The following is a 16,254-nucleotide window of genomic DNA, read 5'->3' as shown; positions in this document are numbered from 1 at the left end:
CCCGACCGCGCTCAGGGGGTGGGCGCCCCCTGGCGACGCCGCCGGAGCGCGCTGACCGCCGAACCGACGACGAGCAGCACGCCCGCCGCCGCGAGCAGCACGATCGCGGCCAGCTCGATGTCGATCCGTGCGCCCGCGGCGTTGGCGAGCAGCCCGACGCCGAACGCGACGACGAGGAAACCCCAGACGATCGTGCTGGACCGCGGTCCCGAGGACACCGGGGGCTTGACCGGAGCGGTGCGGGCCGGCTCGTCCGAGCGGGCCGAAGCCGGTGCCGGTGCCCGGTCGAGCGGTGAGGCAGGGGCGGAGGACCGCTCGGTGGACCGGCCCGGGTCGAAGGGCGGAGCGCCGACCGACGGCGCGGGCTCGCCGGACGGTCGGGGATCGGGCCGGTCGAAGACCGACAGCGGGTCGTCGGGCCCGGCGACGGGGAGCGCCCGCGTCTCGTCGGCCGCGGGGAGGGCCTGCGTCTCGTCGGCCGCGGGGAGGGCCTGCGTCTCGTCGGCCGCGGGGAGGGCCTGCGTCTCGTCGGCCGCGGGGAGGGCCTGCGTCTCGTCGACCTCCTCCGACCCGTCGCGGTGCAGGGGCGTCGTGGGCTTGTCGTCGCTCATCGGGTCTCCTTGATGGTCAGGTCGCCGGCGCGGACGTCGAGGTCGAGCAGCAGCACGATGGTGTCCGCACCGCTGACCTCCTGGGTCGTGAACCGCGCGGGGGCGTCGGTAAACGTGTTGACGGACTGCTCCTGGTCGTCCACCCGCCAGTTCGCGTTGCCGGCCCGGACGTTCACGTCCGCGGCGACGGCCTCGCCGTCGGGAATGAGCACGGTCGTGCTGCCTGCGGTCATCGAGATCGGGACGACGACCGGATCCCCCGGGGACACACCGTCGAGGTCGAGCTCGGTGAGGTCGACGACCGCACTGCCGAAGGACACCTGCACGCCGTCCTCGGCCTGCTCGATCGTCCGCGGGACCACCGTGCCGTTGCTGATGGTGGTGCCCGGCGCGTCCGTGTCGTCCGACACGTCCCACCAGTCCCACGGGTCCGGTCCGCCGGCGAGGGGCCAGGTGAGGATTCCCGCGATGACCGCGACGACGGCGAGGAACGTCAGGCCGCCACCTTTGCGGCTGCGCAGACCGCACACGACGATCCCGAGGCCCAGGACGACGATCGAGACGCCCAGCCAGGTGGGCCACAGCGGCAGGTCGAGCTCGCCCATGCGGTCGGCCACGAGGAGCAGCGCCCCGCCGAGCAGGACGAGACCGAGCACGACTCCGACGGTTGTGGCACCGGGGCCGCGGCGCACGGGCATCGGGGGCAGCGGCGGAGCTGCCGGCGCGGGCAGCGGCGTGGGCCGTGACGCCACGGGCGCCGAGAGATACGGCGCGGAGGCCGTCGCCGCACCCCGGGGCGGCGTCGCCGGGTACGTCGTCGGGTACGGTGCGGGCGTCGCCGGCGTCGAGAGGTACGGCGCGGGCGGTGCGGGCACGAAGTGCGGGTCGCCGGGCGCTGCCGGCGACGGTCCGGTCTGCGAGGGCCCGGTCTGCCAGGGGCCGGGCTGCGGCGGCACGGGGCCGTAGCCCGGGCGGGCGGGCGGCGTCGTGCGCGGCCGGCGGCTGCGGACGAGCTTGACGATCACCCAGACGATCGCGACCCAGACGGCGATCCAGATCAGTCCGTCGACCCAGTCGAAGTAGCCCGACCACCAGCCGACCCCGCCGTTCCAGGCGATCCCGACGACGAGCGCGACGACGGCGCCCAGGAGAGCCACGTCGAAGTCGCCGCGGACCGCCTGCTGGAGGTGGATCCGGCCGTCACGCTGCTCGGGCAGGAGCGCCCAGGCGATGGCGTACACGACGATCCCGGCGCCGGTGAGGAAGAAGCTCAGCACGAGCAGGCCCCGCACCAGGAGGGGGTCGAGGCCGAAGCGTTGCGCCAGGCCTCCGGCGACACCGCCGACCCAGCGGTCGTCGGAGCGGTAGAGGCCGAGGCGGCGGACGGAGTCGAAGAAGCCGTCACCGCTGCGCTGGGGCGGGGGCGTGGGGCCGCCGGTGGGCGGCGCGTCGCCCCCGGTCGGGGGGTTGTGGTCGTCGGTGGTCATGGCTCCATGCTGGCAAGAACGGCGCCCGCTCGGCATCGGGTGCTGCCCTGAGCCGACCCTGAAACCCTGGGGGAGCGGACCCTGAATCCCTGGCGATACGCCCCCGAGGGTGTTCCCGGCGTGTCAGGATCGATGCCGTGACCACCGATCGTGCGCCCCGGCTCCCGCTGCGCCGGCCCCCCCAGGGCCGGCTGCTCGGTGGCGTCGCCGCGGGCCTCGCCGCGCACCTGGGGCTACCCGTCGTGCTGGTCCGGATCTGCTTCCTCGTGCTCGTGCTCGCGGGCGGCGCCGGCGGGTTCGCGTACGTGTTCTGGTGGGTGACGGTCCCCGCGGGCGACCCGCGGACGGCCGCGGCGGACGCGGGCCAGTCGTCGCTGCAGCGGCTGGCGCCCCGGCTGCGGCTGCAGGGTTCCGTGTCGTCCCTGCCGATCCGCGACATCGCGATCGGCGTGGCCCTCATCGCGGGAGCCTTCCTCCTGGTGGCGGTGCGGCTCGGCTGGGAGCTGGGCGCGTCGTGGGTGCTCCCGGTGCTCGTCGCCGTGGGCGGGCTCGCGCTGGCCTGGAGCCAGCTCGATGCGGCCCAGCGGGACCTGGGGCGGGGCGGCGGACGGCGTTCGGCGCTGGTCCTCCGGCTGGCCGGCGGCGTCATCCTCGTCATGGTCGGCGTGCTCCTCCTCATCGGGCAGGACGCGCCGCTGCCGGTGCTGCTGCAGGCGGCGGCAGCGTCGCTGGCGGTGCTGGCCGGTGCGGCCCTGATGCTCGCGCCGTGGTGGCTGCGGCTCGTGCGCGAGCTCGGCGACGAGCGCGCGGCGCGCGCCCGTGAGGCGGAGCGGGCCGACATCGCGGCCCACCTGCACGACTCCGTGCTGCAGACCCTCGCCCTCATCCGCGCCCGCGCGGACGACCCCGAAGAGGTCGCCCGCATGGCCCGCGCCCAGGAGCGGGAGCTGCGTGAGTGGCTCTACACGGACCGCACCGCCCCGGGCACGTCGCTGGCGGCCGAGCTGCGCGACCTCGTGGGCGAGGTGGAGGACGGCCGCGCCGTCGAGATCGAGACCGTCGTCGTGGGCGACTGCGTGCCCACCGAGGAGACGCAGGCGCTGCTGCAGGCGGCGCGCGAGGCGCTGGTCAACGCGGTGGTGCACGGCAGCCCGCCCGTCACGGTCTACCTGGAGGTGGCCGACGACGCCGTGGAGGTCTTCGTGCGGGACCGCGGCGAGGGCTTCGACATGGAGGACATCGCCCCCGACCGGTTCGGCGTGCGGGAGTCCATCCTCGGCCGGGTCCGGCGCCGGGGTGGTACCGCCGGCGTGACCAGCCGGCCGGGGTGGGGCACCGAGGTGCGCCTGCGCATGCCCCGGGCGGCGACCGAGCCGCCGCCGGAAGCCCCCTCGACCCCTGGGACCTCCCCGACCGCCGTACCCGCCGACAGCCCCGAAGGAGCCCGCCCGTGACCACCCCGGACACCGCCACCCCCGCCCCCGCGTCCGGCCCCGTGCCGGTCGTCCTCGTCGACGACCACCACATGTTCCGCACGGGCGTGCGCGCGAGCCTCGACGAGCGCGTGCGCGTCGTGGGGGAGGCCGCGGACGTCGACCAGGCGGTCGCCGTCGTCCACGAGCACCGGCCGCCCGTCGTGCTGCTCGACGTGCACCTGCCCGGAGGCAACGGCGGTGGCGGGGCCGAGGTGGTGCAGCGCTGCGCCGACCTGCTGGGGGGCACCCGCTTCCTCGCCCTGTCGGTCTCGGACGCGGCGGAGGACGTCGTCGCGGTCATCCGGGCGGGTGCGCGCGGATACGTCACCAAGAACATCTCTGCGTCGGACCTGTCGGGCGCCGTGGTGCGGGTCGCGAGCGGTGACGCGGTGTTCTCGCCGCGGCTCGCCGGGTTCGTGCTGGACGCGTTCGGCACAGCGGCGGGCGACGTCGCGGTGGCGGACGACGAGCTCGACCGACTCTCCAAGCGCGAGCAGGAGGTGATGCGGCTCATCGCCCGCGGCTACTCCTACCGCGAGGTCGCGAGCGAGCTGTTCATCTCCATCAAGACGGTCGAGACCCACGTCTCCGCGGTGCTGCGCAAGCTGCAGCTCTCCAGCCGCTACGAGCTCACCCGCTGGGCGGCGGCGCGCCGCCTGCTCTGAGCCGCCGCGCGGTAGCGGTCCAGCACCACGTCGACGAGCTCGGCGGGCGCGTCGTCGTCCGCCACGAGCAGCGCGGGGGTCGTCACGTCGCCCCCCGCCCTCGCGGCGAGGTCGGCGAAGAACCCGGGCGCCAGCAGGTAGGACGCCACGACGACGCGCCGCCCGGGGTGGGCGGCCCGGGCCGCGCCGACCACCTCGTGCACCCGGGGGTCCGCGTTGGCGATGTACCCGACGGGCACGTCGCGGCGCAGGCGTTCCGCGAGCCGAGCCGCGGTCGCCTCGCAGTCGGCGACGGCCCGCGGGTCGCTCGACCCGGCCGCGGCGAGCACGACGACGTCGTCGTCCGTGAGGCCGGCCTCGTCCAGGCGCCGTGCGAGCAGGTCCACGAGCCGGTCGTCCGGTCCCAGGGCGCCGCCGAGCGTGACGTCCATGCCCCGCGCGAGCGCGGCGTCGACGTCGTCCCGCAGGTCGACGTGCACGTGGAAACCGGCCGACAGGAGCAGGGGCACGACGACGGTGGCCCGGCCGACGAGCCCCGTCAGGCACGTGGGCACGTCAGGCTGCTGGACGTCGACGAAGCCGGCGTGCACCTCGACGGGCACCCCCGCGCCGGCAGCCGGGGCCAGCCGGGCGGCCACCGCCTCCACCAGGGTGGCGACGGCCTCGGCTCCGGCGTCCGACGACGTGCCGTGCGAGACGGCGAGCAGAGCGGGTGCGACGTCCATGCGCACCACGCTAGGGGACGGGTCGGCCGGGACGGTTGCGCGGAGGTGAACCCCTGTCACGAGGTCCTCACGGCGGGCGCGGCCGCCCTGTGCGCGTCGTCCTGCCCCGGCCATGCCGGACTGAGGCGGACGACGTCGCCGACGACCGTCACGGCGGGGGCGCGCACGCCCACCGCGGCCGCCCGCGCGGCGATGTCCGCGAGCGTGCCCACGGTGGTGCGCTGGCGCGGCCCGAAGCCGTCCTCCACCACGGCGACCGGCGTCGTGGTCGGGCGTCCGGCCGCGACGAGCGCACGGGCGGTGTCCGCGAGGCGGGTGACACCCATGAGCAGCACCACGGTGTGGTCCGTCCCCCCGGGCACCTCCCCGATCCCGTCGTGCCCCGTGAGCACGCTGAAGCCGTGGGCGACGCCGCGGTGCGTCACGGGGATCCCGGCCGCGGCGGGCACCGACACGGCCGAGGTGACGCCCGGCACCACCTCGACCTCGATCCCGTGCGCGCGGCACGCCTCGAGCTCCTCGCCGCCCCGCCCGAAGACGTACGGGTCGCCGCCCTTGAGGCGCACGACGTCCCGCCCGGCGAGGGCGTGCTCGACGAGCAGCTCCGAGATCCGCTCCTGCGGCACCGGGTGGTGGCCGGCGGACTTGCCGACGTCGATCACCTCGACGTCGCTGCCGAGCCGGGCCAGGAGCGAGCGGGGGGCGAGCCGGTCCACGACGACGACGTCGGCCGTCGCGAGCAGGCGGCGTCCGCGCGTGGTGAGCAGCCCCGCGGACCCGGGGCCGCCGCCGACGAGGGCGACGCGCCCCGCGCGCGGCTCCACGTCCGGCCGGACGCGCCGCAACGGCAGGGTGCCGTCGTCCAGGCCAGCCGCCACGGCGTCGCGCACCCGCTGGGCACGCCGGGGGTCCCGGTGCGCGGTGACCGCGACGGTCACCTCGCCCGCGGTGCGCGCCGGTCCGTCGTCGTCCACCCGCGTGCGGGCGACCGCGGGCACCCACGCGCTGCCGAGCCCCGCGGACGAGGCCGTGATGCAGAACGTGCGCAGCTGCTCGGCGTCGGCGGCCACGCGCGCGTCGACGACAGGGTCGCCGGTGGCGGTGTGCACGAGCCACGCGTCGTCCAGGTCGCCGTCGCAGTAGCCGCGCGTCGCGCGTTCGACGACGCCCGCGGCAACCAGCGCGGCGAGCTCGGGGACGACGTCGGGCGCGACGACCCGCACCCGCGCTCCGGCCGCGAGGAGGCCGCGCACGCGGCGCAGCGCGACGGGGCCGCCGCCGACCACGATGACGAGGCGGCCGGCGACCCGCAGCCCCAGGGGGTAGGTCTCGTGCATGGTGGACACCTTCCGGCTCATCCGTGCAGCCCGCACTCGGACTTGTCCAGCCCGGCCCAGCGTCCCGCCCGGGAGTCCTGGCCGGCCTCGACGCGCTGGGTGCACGGCTCGCAGCCGACCGACGGGTAGCCGTCGTCCAGCAGCGGGTTGACGACCAGGCCGTGCCGCCGCGAGTACTCGGCCACCTGCTCGTCGGTCCACGCGGCCAGGGGGTTGATCTTCACGACGCCGTTGCGCTCGTCGAAGGAGACGAGCGGGGCGTTCGCGCGCGCCGCGGTCTCGCGACGACGTACGCCGGTGGCCCACGCCTCGTACCCCTGCAGCGCCTGCCGCATGGGGGCGACCTTGCGCATCGCGCAGCAGGCCTCGGGGTCGCGCTCGTGCAGGCGCGGGCCGTGCTCGGCGTCCTGCTGGGCCACCGTCAGCTCGGGGAGCACGTCCACGACGTCGACGTCCATCTCGATCTCGACGGCGCCCCGGGTGCCGAGCGTCTCGGCGAAGTGGTAGCCGGTGTCGCCGAAGAGGACGTCGACGAACGGCAGCTGGCGGGAGACCAGGTGGGACAGCACGGTGTCCTGCATGGAGGACGCCACCGCGAGCCAGGGGCCGAACTCGCGGACGGCCCACGCGATGACCTCCTGCGCCGTGGCCTCGGGGCGGTCGCCGTCGGCGTGGAGCTGTGCCTGCCCGCGCTCGACGACGTGCCGCAGGTCGGTGAGGCTGCGGCGCTGCCGGGACGCGCGGGCGGCGCGGCGCTCGATGCGGGTGCGCTCGCGCGTGGCCGCACGTTCCCGGACCCGGGCGAGGCGCTCGCCGCCGGTCACGGAGGTGGTGGCGCCGAGGGTCACGGGGTCGGCGAGCTGGATGGCGCTCACCGCAGCACGTCCTCGTCGGACCGGTGCGCCCACTGGGCGAACGTCTCGTCGCCGTCGCGGTCCGCCTCGTACCGCCGGACCAGCCGCTCGACGTAGTCCGCGACCTCGTCGGCGGGGACCTTCAGGCCGCGCACCGTGCGCCCGAGGCCACCGGCGTCACGGCCCTCGCCGACGAGCCCGCCGCCCAGGTGCACCTGGAAACCGGGCATCTGCTCGCCGTCGACGGTGATGATCTGTCCCTTGAGGCCGATGTCGGCGGTCTGGATGCGCGCGCAGGAGTTGGGGCAGCCGTTGACGTTGAGCTCGATCGGCCGCTCCAGGCGGTCGGTCAGGCCGCCGAGCCGCTGCTCCAGCTCGGCGATGACCCCGGCGGCGGTGTCCTTGGTGTCCACGATGGCGAGCTTGCAGAACTCGACGCCGGTGCAGGCGATCGTCGAGCGACGGAACAGGCTGGGGCGGGCCGTGAGGCCGAGCGGCTCCAGGCCGGCGACGAGCTCGTCCACGCGGTCCGCCGGTACGCCGAGGACCACGATCTTCTGGTGGGCGGTGAGCCGGGCGGAGTCCGCGCCGACGCGCTCGATGAGGTCGGCCAGCCCGGTGAGGGTGCCCCCGCCGACCCGGCCGACGACGGGCGCGGCACCGACGTAGAACCGGCCGTCCTTCTGCTCGTGGACGCCGACGTGGTCGCCGGGCCGGGTCGCCGGCGCGGGCGGCGGGCCGTCGGGCAGGCGGTACCCGAGGTACTCCGTCTCGAGGACGTCGCGGAACTTCTCGGTGCCCCAGTCGGCCAGGAGGAACTTCAGGCGCGCCTTGTTGCGCAGCCGGCGGTAGCCGTAGTCGCGGAAGATGCGGATGACGCCGTGCCAGACGTCGGGCGCCTGCTCCGCGGTGACGAACGCCCCGAGACGCTCGCCGAGGCGCGGGGTCGTCGAGAGCGCACCGCCCACCCACAGGTCGTAGCCGGGGCCGAGCTCCGGGTGGACGACGCCGACGAGCGAGATGTCGTTGATCTCGTGGACGACGTCGAGGCTGGGGTGGCCGGTGACGGCGGTCTTGAACTTGCGGGGGAGGTCGGCGAGGTCCGGGTCACCGAGGAAGCGCTGCTTGATCCGCAGGAGGACGGGGGTGGGGTCGATGATCTCGTCGGCGGCGATGCCGGCCACCGGGCTGCCCAGGAACCCGCGCGGGGAGTCGCCGCAGGCGGTGGTCGTCTCCAGGCCGACGCTCTCCAGGCGGCGCCAGATCTCGGGCACGTCCTCGATCTCGACCCAGTGGTACTGGATGTTCTGCCGGTCGGTGATGTCGGCCGACCCGCGGGCGAAGTCGGTGGAGATGCCGCCGAGCACGCGCAGGGCCGCGGGCGTCAGCGCCTGCCCGTCGGAGCGCACCCGGAGCATGAAGTATCGGTCCTCGAGCTCGTGCGGCTCGAGCGTCGCCGTGCGGCCGCCGTCGATGCCCTGCTTGCGCTGGGTGTACAGGCCCCACCAGCGGAAGCGGCCGTGGAGGTCGTCGTCGGCGATGGAGTCGAAGCCCTGGTGGGCGTAGATCGTCTCGATGCGCTCACGGACGGCCAGCGGCGGCCCCTCCTGCTTGACCTCCTCGTTGCGGTTCAGCGGGGTGGTGCCGTCCACCTTCCACTGCCCGTTCGGCTTGCCGGCACGGGAGGGGCGCACTCGGGACGGGGCGGCGCCCGTGTCGGTGGCGGCAGGTGCGGTGGTCTGCGTGGTCATCTGGGAGTTCCTCGTGGTCCTCGGGGGCGGGGACGCGCGACGACGAGCAGCTCAGCAGGAAGGGGCCGAGGACCGACGGCGCGCGCCGGTGCTCAGCTCCGCGGTCAGGCGGACGGGCTGAGGTGGGGCGCGATCAGCGACAGCGGCACAGACAGCTGCACGTGTGGGCGCACGCCGACGTCTCGTGACGTGTCACGAGGTCCTGGTGCGCGGCCGTGGTCATGGCGTTGACCGTAGCCGACGTCCTCGCAGGTGCGCGAGGGCAGGTCCACATCGTGGGACCAGCATATGGACGCGCGTCGGCGAGGCGGCGCGGGCGCCCCGGCCCGGCCCAGGTTGCCGACGCCTGTCGGTAACCTTCCCGGTGCGCGGCTAGGCTGTGCGCATGGAGATCCTCTACAACGCCCTGCTCGTGCTGCACTTCCTCGGCTGGGCGATCGTCCTGGGCGGGTACATCGCGTCGATCACCAGCCCTGGGCTGTACCGCGGGGTGTTCCACGGCGCGGCGACGGCCCTGGTGGCCGGCGTGCTCATGGTGGGCGTCGCGGAGATGAGCGACCTGTGGGGCGACGGCGGCCCGAGCATGGCCAAGATCGGCGTCAAGCTGACGATCGCGCTGATCATCACCGTGCTCGCGTTCGTGGCCAAGCGCCAGGGCTCCAAGGGTGACAACGGGACAGGTGCCGTCGCGCCCGGGCTCAAGCACTCGATCGGCGCCCTGACGCTGGTCAACATCCTGATCGCCGTCTTCTGGTGACGACCGGCTCGCCCTCGCGTGCCGTGCGGCGGGCGCGCGGATGAGCCTCCTCGGCGAGGTCCTCGTCGGCCTGGGCATCGCCGTCGGGCTGGTGGGGATCGTCGTCCAGGTGCTGCCGGGCAACGTCCTCGTGCTGGGCTCGGTGCTCGTGTGGGCCTGGGTCACGGGCGGCCCGACGGCGTGGACGTGCTTCGCCGTCGCCGCGGTCGCGATCGTGCTGGCCGAGCTCGGCCAGTGGCTCCTCGCGGGCAAGCACATGCGGCGGGCCGACGTCCCCTGGTCGACGCTGGCGCTCGCCGGGGTGGCGGGCCTGGTCGGGTTCTTCGTCGTGCCGGTCGTCGGCCTGTTCCTCTTCTTCGCGGGCGCGGTCTACCTCGTCGAGCTGTCGCGCCGGCGCGACGGGCGTGCGGCATGGCGGGCGACCGTCGCCGCCCTCCAGGCGACCGCCATCACCATCGGCGTCCAGCTCGCCGGCGGCCTCGTCGCGACCCTCGCCTGGGTCGCGGGGCTGATCCTCACCTGACGTCGCCGAGGTCCGTTCGGGGGCACGGCACGTGGCGGGGCATCATCCCTGCCACGACGACGCCTGCGGGTGGTCGGGGCACAGTGCCAGCAGCGCGGCCGCGGTGAGCTCCTGGCCGGGGGCGAGCACGACCGGCCCGACGACGTCCGGTGCCGTGGGTTCGTTGGACGCGCACCTCGAGTACACGTGACCGCTCTCGGCCCCGTCGCCTACGGCGGCGACCTCCGCCTCGCTCGTGGCGGGCGCCTCGGTCGTGGCCTCGCACGTCGGGTAGTGGGCCGAGAGCTCCCACACCGGGCCGAAGTCGGGTGTGCCCTCCGCGGGCCGGGTGACCGAGTAGACGGCGACGGTCAGCCCGTCGGGCGTGGAGCAGGAGATGGACACCGCCCCGACGAGGTCGGTGCCCTCGCCCGCCTCACGGGCGGGGGCGTCCGTCGTGCAGGCGGACAGGGTGAGCGCGGCCACGCCGCACAGCAGGAGCGCGCCGATGCGCGCGGGGATCGTCACGGCCGAAGACTAGCGCCGGGCCTAGGGTGTCTGCGGCAGGTACGGCACCTCGGAGGAGACCATGAACCAGCACGACCCGCGGCAGCAGCGCGACGACCGGTGGGTGGTGCGCGTCGCGACGCTGGACGAGCTGGACGCGCGGACCGCGTACCAGGCATGGGCGCTGCGGCAGGACGTGTTCGTCGTCGAGCAGGACTGCGCCTACCGGGACCTGGACGGCCGCGACCTCGAGCCGGGCACCCGCCACGTCGTGCTGCTCGACGACGGGGACGGCGGGCGGCGCGTCGTCGGCGTCGCCCGGGTGCTCGACGACGGGGACGTCCAGCGGATCGGGCGCGTCGCCTGCCACCCGGACGCGCGGGGGACGGGCGCCTCGGCCGCGCTGATGCAGGCGGCGCTGGACGCCGCGACGACGGCGGCGCCACGGGCCGACGTGGTGCTCGGAGCGCAGTCGCCGTTGACCCGCTGGTACGGGACGTTCGGGTTCGTGCCCGACGGCCCGGAGTACCTCGAGGACGACATCCCGCACACGCCGATGCGGCTGCACCGCCGGTAGCCGCACGGGAAATCGGGTGACCTCCGTCACCCGGCTCACTACCGTCGAGGACATGACGAGCGAAGAGCACGACGACCCGGCCGACGGCTGGTTCCCGGAGAGCGTCGCGGCCAGGTACGACGTCGGCGGACCCTCCAACGACCCGGCCGCGATCACCCGGACGGTCGACGTGCTCGCCGAGCTCGCCGGCGACGGTGCGGCGCTCGAGCTCGCCGTCGGCACCGGGCGGATCGCCGCGCCCCTGGCCGCCCGGGGCGTGCGGGTGCACGGCATCGAGCTGAGCCGGGCCATGGCAGCGCGGATCGCGGCCAAGCCGGGCGGCGACCGTGTCGAGGTCACGATCGGCGACATGACGAGCACCCGCGTACCGGGTGAGTTCTTGCTCGCCTACCTCGTCTTCAACACGATCGGCAACGTCACGACCCAGGACGCCCAGGTGGCCTGCTTCGTGAACGCCGCGGCGCACCTGCGCCCGGGTGGGCGGTTCGTGGTCGAGGTGGGTGTGCCGAACCTGCGCCGACTGCCGCCCGGTCAGGACACCGTGCCCTTCGGCATCGAGCCGTGGGAGGGCGGCGGCTACGTCGGCTTCGACCGCTACGACACGGTGACGCAGGAGTTCACGTCGAACCACGTGACCGTCGAGGGCGGGCACGGCCGGTTCCGCTCGATCCCCTTCCGCTACGTCTGGCCGTCCGAGCTGGACCTCATGGCCCGGATCGCGGGCCTGCGGCTGGTGCACCGCTGGGCGGACTGGGACCGGTCGCCGTTCACCGCCGAGAGCCGGTCGCACGTGTCGGTCTGGGAGAATCCGGCCTAGGCTGTGTGGGCATTTCCTCCGTCGTCACGTCCACTGGAGCGGGACGACGCCCGGCCACGGGACGGCGTGGCGTCGGTTCCGGGTCGTGGTCAGCTGGATTCCGGGTCTCGTGCGGCTTCGCCCAGCAGGAACACCAGCTCCTGCGCGATCTCATCGACGTCGTCGTCAGGGTGGGGGCTGCCTCCGGCACCTGGCACACGACGACGAGGTCGAACTCGTTGACCTCGACGCCGAACGCCAGCGTGCTCTCGGGGACGAGCCCGAGCGCAGCCTGCGTCAGCTGGGCGACGACGTAGTTCTCCCACAGCGGAGCGTCTTCGAGGTTCTGCGGTGTGGGCAGGGTCATCACGAGGTCCGTCTTGGGGTGGCGGGGACGACGCTCGGGCTCGAGCTGCCCTTGATGAAGAAGATGTCGGTCTCCCGCCCGGAAGAGAGTAGCCAGGCCCGCGTCTGAGTGCACCACGGAGAGAGCTGTCCGCCGCGAGTAGGCGGATCGAGCGCTACGGCGGCACCGGGATGTCGGCTGCGGAGCCTAGGCTTGGTCCACGATGACATCCCTGTTCGACAGCCTCTCGCTCCCCGGGTTCACGACCACCGCCAAGGACGACACCGCGCGCCTGCCTTCCACCGCCCCGCGCTGGGACGACGACGCCGCCGACCCCGCGGCCGGCGCCCCCGACTGGGTGCGCGACGTCGCGGCCGAGGCGCACGAGGGCGCGCCGCACGCCCCGGCGTCGCGCGCGGGCGGTGCGTTCTCCCACCTCGACCCGGACGCGCTGCTCGACGGCCTCAACCCGCAGCAGCGGGCCGCCGTCGTGCACCACGGCTCGCCGCTGCTCATCGTCGCGGGGGCCGGCTCGGGCAAGACGCGGGTGCTCACGCACCGCATCGCGCACCTGCTGGCGACGGGCCGGGCGCGGACCGGGGAGATCCTCGCGATCACGTTCACCAACAAGGCCGCGGCCGAGATGCGTGAGCGCGTCACGGGCCTGGTCGGGCCCGCCGGGGGCCGCATGTGGGTCTCGACGTTCCACTCCGCCTGCGTGCGGATCCTGCGCAAGGAGGCCAAGACGCTCGGCCTGCGCAGCAGCTTCTCCATCTATGACGCCGCCGACTCCCAGCGGCTGGTGTCCCTCGTGGTGCGCGAGCTCGACCTGGACCCGAAGAAGTACCCGGCGCGCGGGCTCGCGCACAAGATCAGCGACCTCAAGAACGAGCTGATCGACCCCGAGTCGTACGCGCGCAGCTCGGGCGCGGACGCGACGCCGGAGGGCTGGCGGGAGCGGGCGGCCCGTGCCGAGGCAGGCACCCTGCCCTCGCAGGTGCCGGAGTTCGACGCCGTCCTGGCCGACGTCTACCGGCGCTACCAGGCACGGCTGGCGCAGGCGAACGCCCTCGACTTCGACGACATCATCATGACGACGGTGAACCTGCTGCAGGCGTTCCCGAACGTCGCCGAGCACTACCGGCGCCGGTTCCGGCACATCCTCGTCGACGAGTACCAGGACACGAACCACGCGCAGTACATGCTGGTGCGCGAGCTGGCGGGCGCCACGGCCGACGCGGCGTCCGGCGCAGGCGGTGCGGGCGGCGTGGACGGTCTCGACCCGGCCGAGTTGACCGTCGTGGGCGACGCGGACCAGTCCATCTACGCCTTCCGTGGCGCCACGATCCGCAACATCGTGGAGTTCGAGGAGGACTACCCGGACGCCACGACCATCCTGCTCGAGCAGAACTACCGCTCGACGCAGAACATCCTCACCGCCGCGAACGCCGTCATCTCGCGCAACGTCGACCGCAAGCCCAAGCGGCTGTGGACGGACGCCGGGGAGGGCGCCAAGATCGTCGGCTACGTGGCCGACGACGAGCACGCAGAGGCCCGGTTCGTCGCGGAGGAGATCGACCGGCTCGGCGACACGGAGGGCGTGCGGCCGGGCGACGTCGCGGTCTTCTACCGCACCAACGCCCAGTCGCGGGCGCTGGAGGAGGTGCTGATCCGGGTCGGGCTGCCGTACAAGGTGGTGGGCGGCACGCGGTTCTACGAGCGCCGGGAGGTCAAGGACGCCGTCGCGTACCTGCGCGCGCTCGCCAACCCCGACGACGACGTCAACCTGCGCCGCGTGCTCAACGTGCCCAAGCGTGGGCTGGGCGACAAGGCCGAGTCGATGGTCGCGGGCTTCGCGGACCGCGAGCGCATCTCGTTCGGCGCCGCCCTCGAACGGGCTGACGAGATCCCCGGGCTCACCACCCGCACCACCAAGCCGCTGTTCGCGTTCCGCGACATGATGCGCGACCTGCGCGCGCTGGTGGACGACGGCGACGCGCCGGCCACGATCCTCGGCGCGGTCCTGGACCGCACCGGTTACCTGGCGGAGCTGCGCGCGAGCGACGACCCCCAGGACGCCTCGCGCGTGGAGAACCTCGCCGAGCTGCACGCCGTCGCGGCGGAGTTCAGCGAGCTGGACCCGGAGGGAGACCTGGCCGACTTCCTCGAGCGGGTGTCCCTCGTCGCGGACGCCGACCAGATCCCCGACGAGGACGTCGCCGACGGCGCCGCAGAGGAGGAGCCGATCCAGGACCAGGGCGTCGTCACGCTGATGACCCTGCACACGGCCAAGGGTCTGGAGTTCCCGGTCGTGTTCCTCACGGGCATGGAGGACGGCACGTTCCCGCACATGCGCTCGCTGCACGACGACTCCGAGCTGGCCGAGGAACGGCGGCTGGCGTACGTCGGCATCACCCGGGCGCGGCAGCGCCTGTACATCTCCCGGTCGGCCACCCGGTCGGCGTGGGGCATGGCGAACGAGTTCCCGCCCAGCCGGTTCCTGGGTGAGGTCCCCGAGGAGCTGTGGGACTGGCGCCGGCGCGAGTCCTCCACGCAGGTGCTGCGTCGCGGGGGCTCGGCGTGGGGCGACCGGTCGGGGCGCGGCGGCAGCACCTGGTCGTCGGAGCGCCGTGCGGCCGACCCCGCCCGCCGGTCGGCCCCGTCGAAGCCCGAGGGCGGGCGCATCGGCCGGCCCAAGGAGTCGACCGGCGCGACGTTCGGCTCCGCCACGCCCCGCACGGACAGCCAGATCCCGTCGCTGGGCCTGGGGGACAAGGTCACCCATGACGCGTACGGGCTGGGCACGGTCGTGTCGCTCGAGGGATCGGGCCCGAACACCGTGGCGAAGATCGACTTCGGTGCCGACGGCACCAAGCGGCTGCTGCTGCGCTACTCGCCGGTCACGAAGCTCTGAGGCGCGAGCGGTCACCGGGCGGCGGTTCGTTCGCGCTGGCAGGGTGATCGTGTGCTGCTCGACGCCAGGACGCTGCGCGGGGTCCCCGTTGTGAGCGGGCGATTGGCCCACTTGGACAGAGTCCACGGGGCCAATCGTCCGCTCACAACGTGATGGGGGGCGGACGTCAGGCGGCGCTGTGCGCCTGCTCGACGGCGGTGCGCAGCCCGGGCACGTCCGTGCCGGCGGCGAGCAGCGCGGTCTCGAGGACCCGCCCGCCCGGGCAGTCGGCCCGCACGAGGCCGAGCAGCAGGTGTCCGCCGTGGATGCCGCGGTCCTTGAGCCGGACCGACTCGCGCAGGGCGAGCTCGAGCGTCTTCTTGGCGTCGGCCGTGAACGGGATGTGCTTGCCCCGCCGGTGCTCAGGGGCGCCTGCCCGGTCGAGCGCTCCCGCGCCGAAGACCTCGTCGGTGCGGCGCCGGATCTCGTCGAGGTCCACGCCGACGGCGGCCAGGGCCTCGGCGTCGAGCGGTTCGCCCTGGGAGATGTCGCGCCGTGCGGCGACGACGAGCGCGTCCGGGTCGAGGCCGACGTCGCGCAGGGCGGACGACGCCGGACCGGGGGAGCCGACGAGGGCGATGAGCAGGTGGCGGCTGTCGATCCGGGCCGACCTCAGCTCGCGGGCGACCAGCTGGGCGTCGACGACCGCCGCCCGGGCTTCCTTCGTGAACCTCTCGAACATCAGATCCTCCTGCCGTGCTTCTTGTGGACCGCCTGCCTGCTGACGCCGAGCGCGTCGGCGACCTGCTGCCACGACCAGCCGAGCTGCCGGGCACGCTCGACCTGCAGCGTCTCCAGCCGCTCGGCGAGGTCGCGGAGCGCGACGACCGCGCGGAGGCCTTCGGTCGGGTCGTCACCAGCGGCGGCGACGAGAGTGTTCTCCGTCATGCGTCAACCTTCGTTGACGGGGC

Annotated in this window: 16 protein-coding genes; 7 read left to right on the top strand and 9 right to left on the bottom strand. The window is 74.3% G+C overall.

Translation table 11 applies throughout. The features are described from left to right. Positions 1-11: 11 nt before the first annotated feature. Both LEP48_RS04325 and LEP48_RS04320 read right to left on the bottom strand, forming a co-directional pair. A complete protein-coding gene (locus LEP48_RS04325; protein WP_225564350.1) occupies positions 12-611 on the bottom strand; it encodes a hypothetical protein in 600 nt (199 codons plus the stop codon). Next, positions 608-2,098 carry a PspC domain-containing protein gene (locus LEP48_RS04320; RefSeq protein ID WP_225564349.1) on the bottom strand — a complete coding sequence of 497 codons (1,491 nt, stop codon included), beginning with the start codon at positions 2,096-2,098 and terminating at the stop codon, positions 608-610. Before LEP48_RS04320 ends, LEP48_RS04325 begins: the two co-directional genes overlap by 4 nt. 137 nt (positions 2,099-2,235) lie before the next feature. Between LEP48_RS04320 and LEP48_RS04315 the strand changes: the two genes are divergently transcribed. Continuing rightward, on the top strand, positions 2,236-3,552 hold the full coding sequence (locus LEP48_RS04315) for an ATP-binding protein (protein WP_225564348.1): 1,317 nt from the start codon (positions 2,236-2,238) through the stop codon (positions 3,550-3,552). Positions 3,553-3,623: 71 nt separating this feature from the next. Then, positions 3,624-4,238 carry a LuxR C-terminal-related transcriptional regulator gene (locus tag LEP48_RS04310; protein WP_255640662.1) on the top strand — a complete coding sequence of 205 codons (615 nt, stop codon included), beginning with the start codon at positions 3,624-3,626 and terminating at the stop codon, positions 4,236-4,238. Here the strand turns inward: LEP48_RS04310 and LEP48_RS04305 are convergent. From LEP48_RS04305 to LEP48_RS04290, 4 genes are read right to left on the bottom strand one after another with little or no spacing between them, the layout of a single operon-like run. Next, positions 4,196-4,963 (bottom strand): sirohydrochlorin chelatase, encoded by a 768-nt coding sequence (locus LEP48_RS04305; RefSeq protein ID WP_225564346.1) that lies wholly within the window; start codon positions 4,961-4,963, stop codon positions 4,196-4,198. The genes LEP48_RS04310 and LEP48_RS04305 overlap by 43 nt on opposite strands. A 56-nt stretch (positions 4,964-5,019) precedes the next feature. Beyond that, positions 5,020-6,300 carry a uroporphyrinogen-III C-methyltransferase gene (gene cobA, locus LEP48_RS04300; protein WP_225564345.1) on the bottom strand — a complete coding sequence of 427 codons (1,281 nt, stop codon included), beginning with the start codon at positions 6,298-6,300 and terminating at the stop codon, positions 5,020-5,022. 17 nt (positions 6,301-6,317) lie between these two features. Beyond that, a complete protein-coding gene (locus LEP48_RS04295) occupies positions 6,318-7,175 on the bottom strand; it encodes a phosphoadenylyl-sulfate reductase (RefSeq protein ID WP_225564344.1) in 858 nt (285 codons plus the stop codon). Continuing rightward, the gene (locus tag LEP48_RS04290; RefSeq protein ID WP_225564343.1) at positions 7,172-8,905 is read right to left on the bottom strand and encodes a nitrite/sulfite reductase; all 1,734 of its coding nucleotides are present in this window, start codon (positions 8,903-8,905) and stop codon (positions 7,172-7,174) included. The genes LEP48_RS04295 and LEP48_RS04290 overlap by 4 nt, the downstream gene beginning before the upstream one ends. Before the next feature lie 385 nt (positions 8,906-9,290). Here LEP48_RS04290 and LEP48_RS04285 point away from each other — a divergent pair, with 385 nt between their 5' ends. After that, complete coding sequence (locus tag LEP48_RS04285) at positions 9,291-9,662, top strand: hypothetical protein (protein WP_225564342.1); 372 nt, start codon at positions 9,291-9,293, stop codon at positions 9,660-9,662. Positions 9,663-9,702: 40 nt separating this feature from the next. Next, positions 9,703-10,185 carry a DUF456 domain-containing protein gene (locus LEP48_RS04280; RefSeq protein ID WP_225564341.1) on the top strand — a complete coding sequence of 161 codons (483 nt, stop codon included), beginning with the start codon at positions 9,703-9,705 and terminating at the stop codon, positions 10,183-10,185. A 42-nt stretch (positions 10,186-10,227) separates the two neighbouring features. Here LEP48_RS04280 and LEP48_RS04275 read toward each other — a convergent pair whose 3' ends face one another. Continuing rightward, complete coding sequence (locus tag LEP48_RS04275; RefSeq protein WP_225564340.1) at positions 10,228-10,692, bottom strand: hypothetical protein; 465 nt, start codon at positions 10,690-10,692, stop codon at positions 10,228-10,230. A gap of 61 nt (positions 10,693-10,753) precedes the next feature. Here LEP48_RS04275 and LEP48_RS04270 point away from each other — a divergent pair, with 61 nt between their 5' ends. The 3 genes from LEP48_RS04270 (at position 10,754) to LEP48_RS04260 (ending at position 15,304) form a co-directional block, all read left to right on the top strand. After that, on the top strand, positions 10,754-11,248 hold the full coding sequence (locus LEP48_RS04270; protein ID WP_225564339.1) for a GNAT family N-acetyltransferase: 495 nt from the start codon (positions 10,754-10,756) through the stop codon (positions 11,246-11,248). A gap of 52 nt (positions 11,249-11,300) precedes the next feature. Beyond that, positions 11,301-12,065, top strand: coding sequence for a class I SAM-dependent DNA methyltransferase (locus LEP48_RS04265; RefSeq protein ID WP_225564338.1), 765 nt, complete (start codon positions 11,301-11,303; stop codon positions 12,063-12,065). Positions 12,066-12,613: 548 nt separating this feature from the next. Beyond that, positions 12,614-15,304, top strand: coding sequence for a UvrD-helicase domain-containing protein (locus LEP48_RS04260; RefSeq protein WP_225564337.1), 2,691 nt, complete (start codon positions 12,614-12,616; stop codon positions 15,302-15,304). A gap of 166 nt (positions 15,305-15,470) precedes the next feature. On the opposite strand, the gene LEP48_RS04255 is transcribed toward LEP48_RS04260, so the two are convergent. Both LEP48_RS04255 and LEP48_RS04250 read right to left on the bottom strand, forming a co-directional pair. After that, on the bottom strand, positions 15,471-16,025 hold the full coding sequence (locus LEP48_RS04255; RefSeq protein ID WP_225564336.1) for a Clp protease N-terminal domain-containing protein: 555 nt from the start codon (positions 16,023-16,025) through the stop codon (positions 15,471-15,473). Further along, on the bottom strand, positions 16,025-16,231 hold the full coding sequence (locus tag LEP48_RS04250) for a helix-turn-helix domain-containing protein (RefSeq protein ID WP_225564335.1): 207 nt from the start codon (positions 16,229-16,231) through the stop codon (positions 16,025-16,027). Before LEP48_RS04250 ends, LEP48_RS04255 begins: the two co-directional genes overlap by 1 nt. Positions 16,232-16,254 lie beyond the last annotated feature (23 nt).

The organism is Isoptericola luteus (assembly GCF_020297055.1).
Taxonomy (GTDB): domain Bacteria; phylum Actinomycetota; class Actinomycetes; order Actinomycetales; family Cellulomonadaceae; genus Isoptericola; species Isoptericola luteus.
Note: the sequence above shows the minus strand (reverse complement) of the source record. Positions and strands in the feature narration are given on the sequence as shown.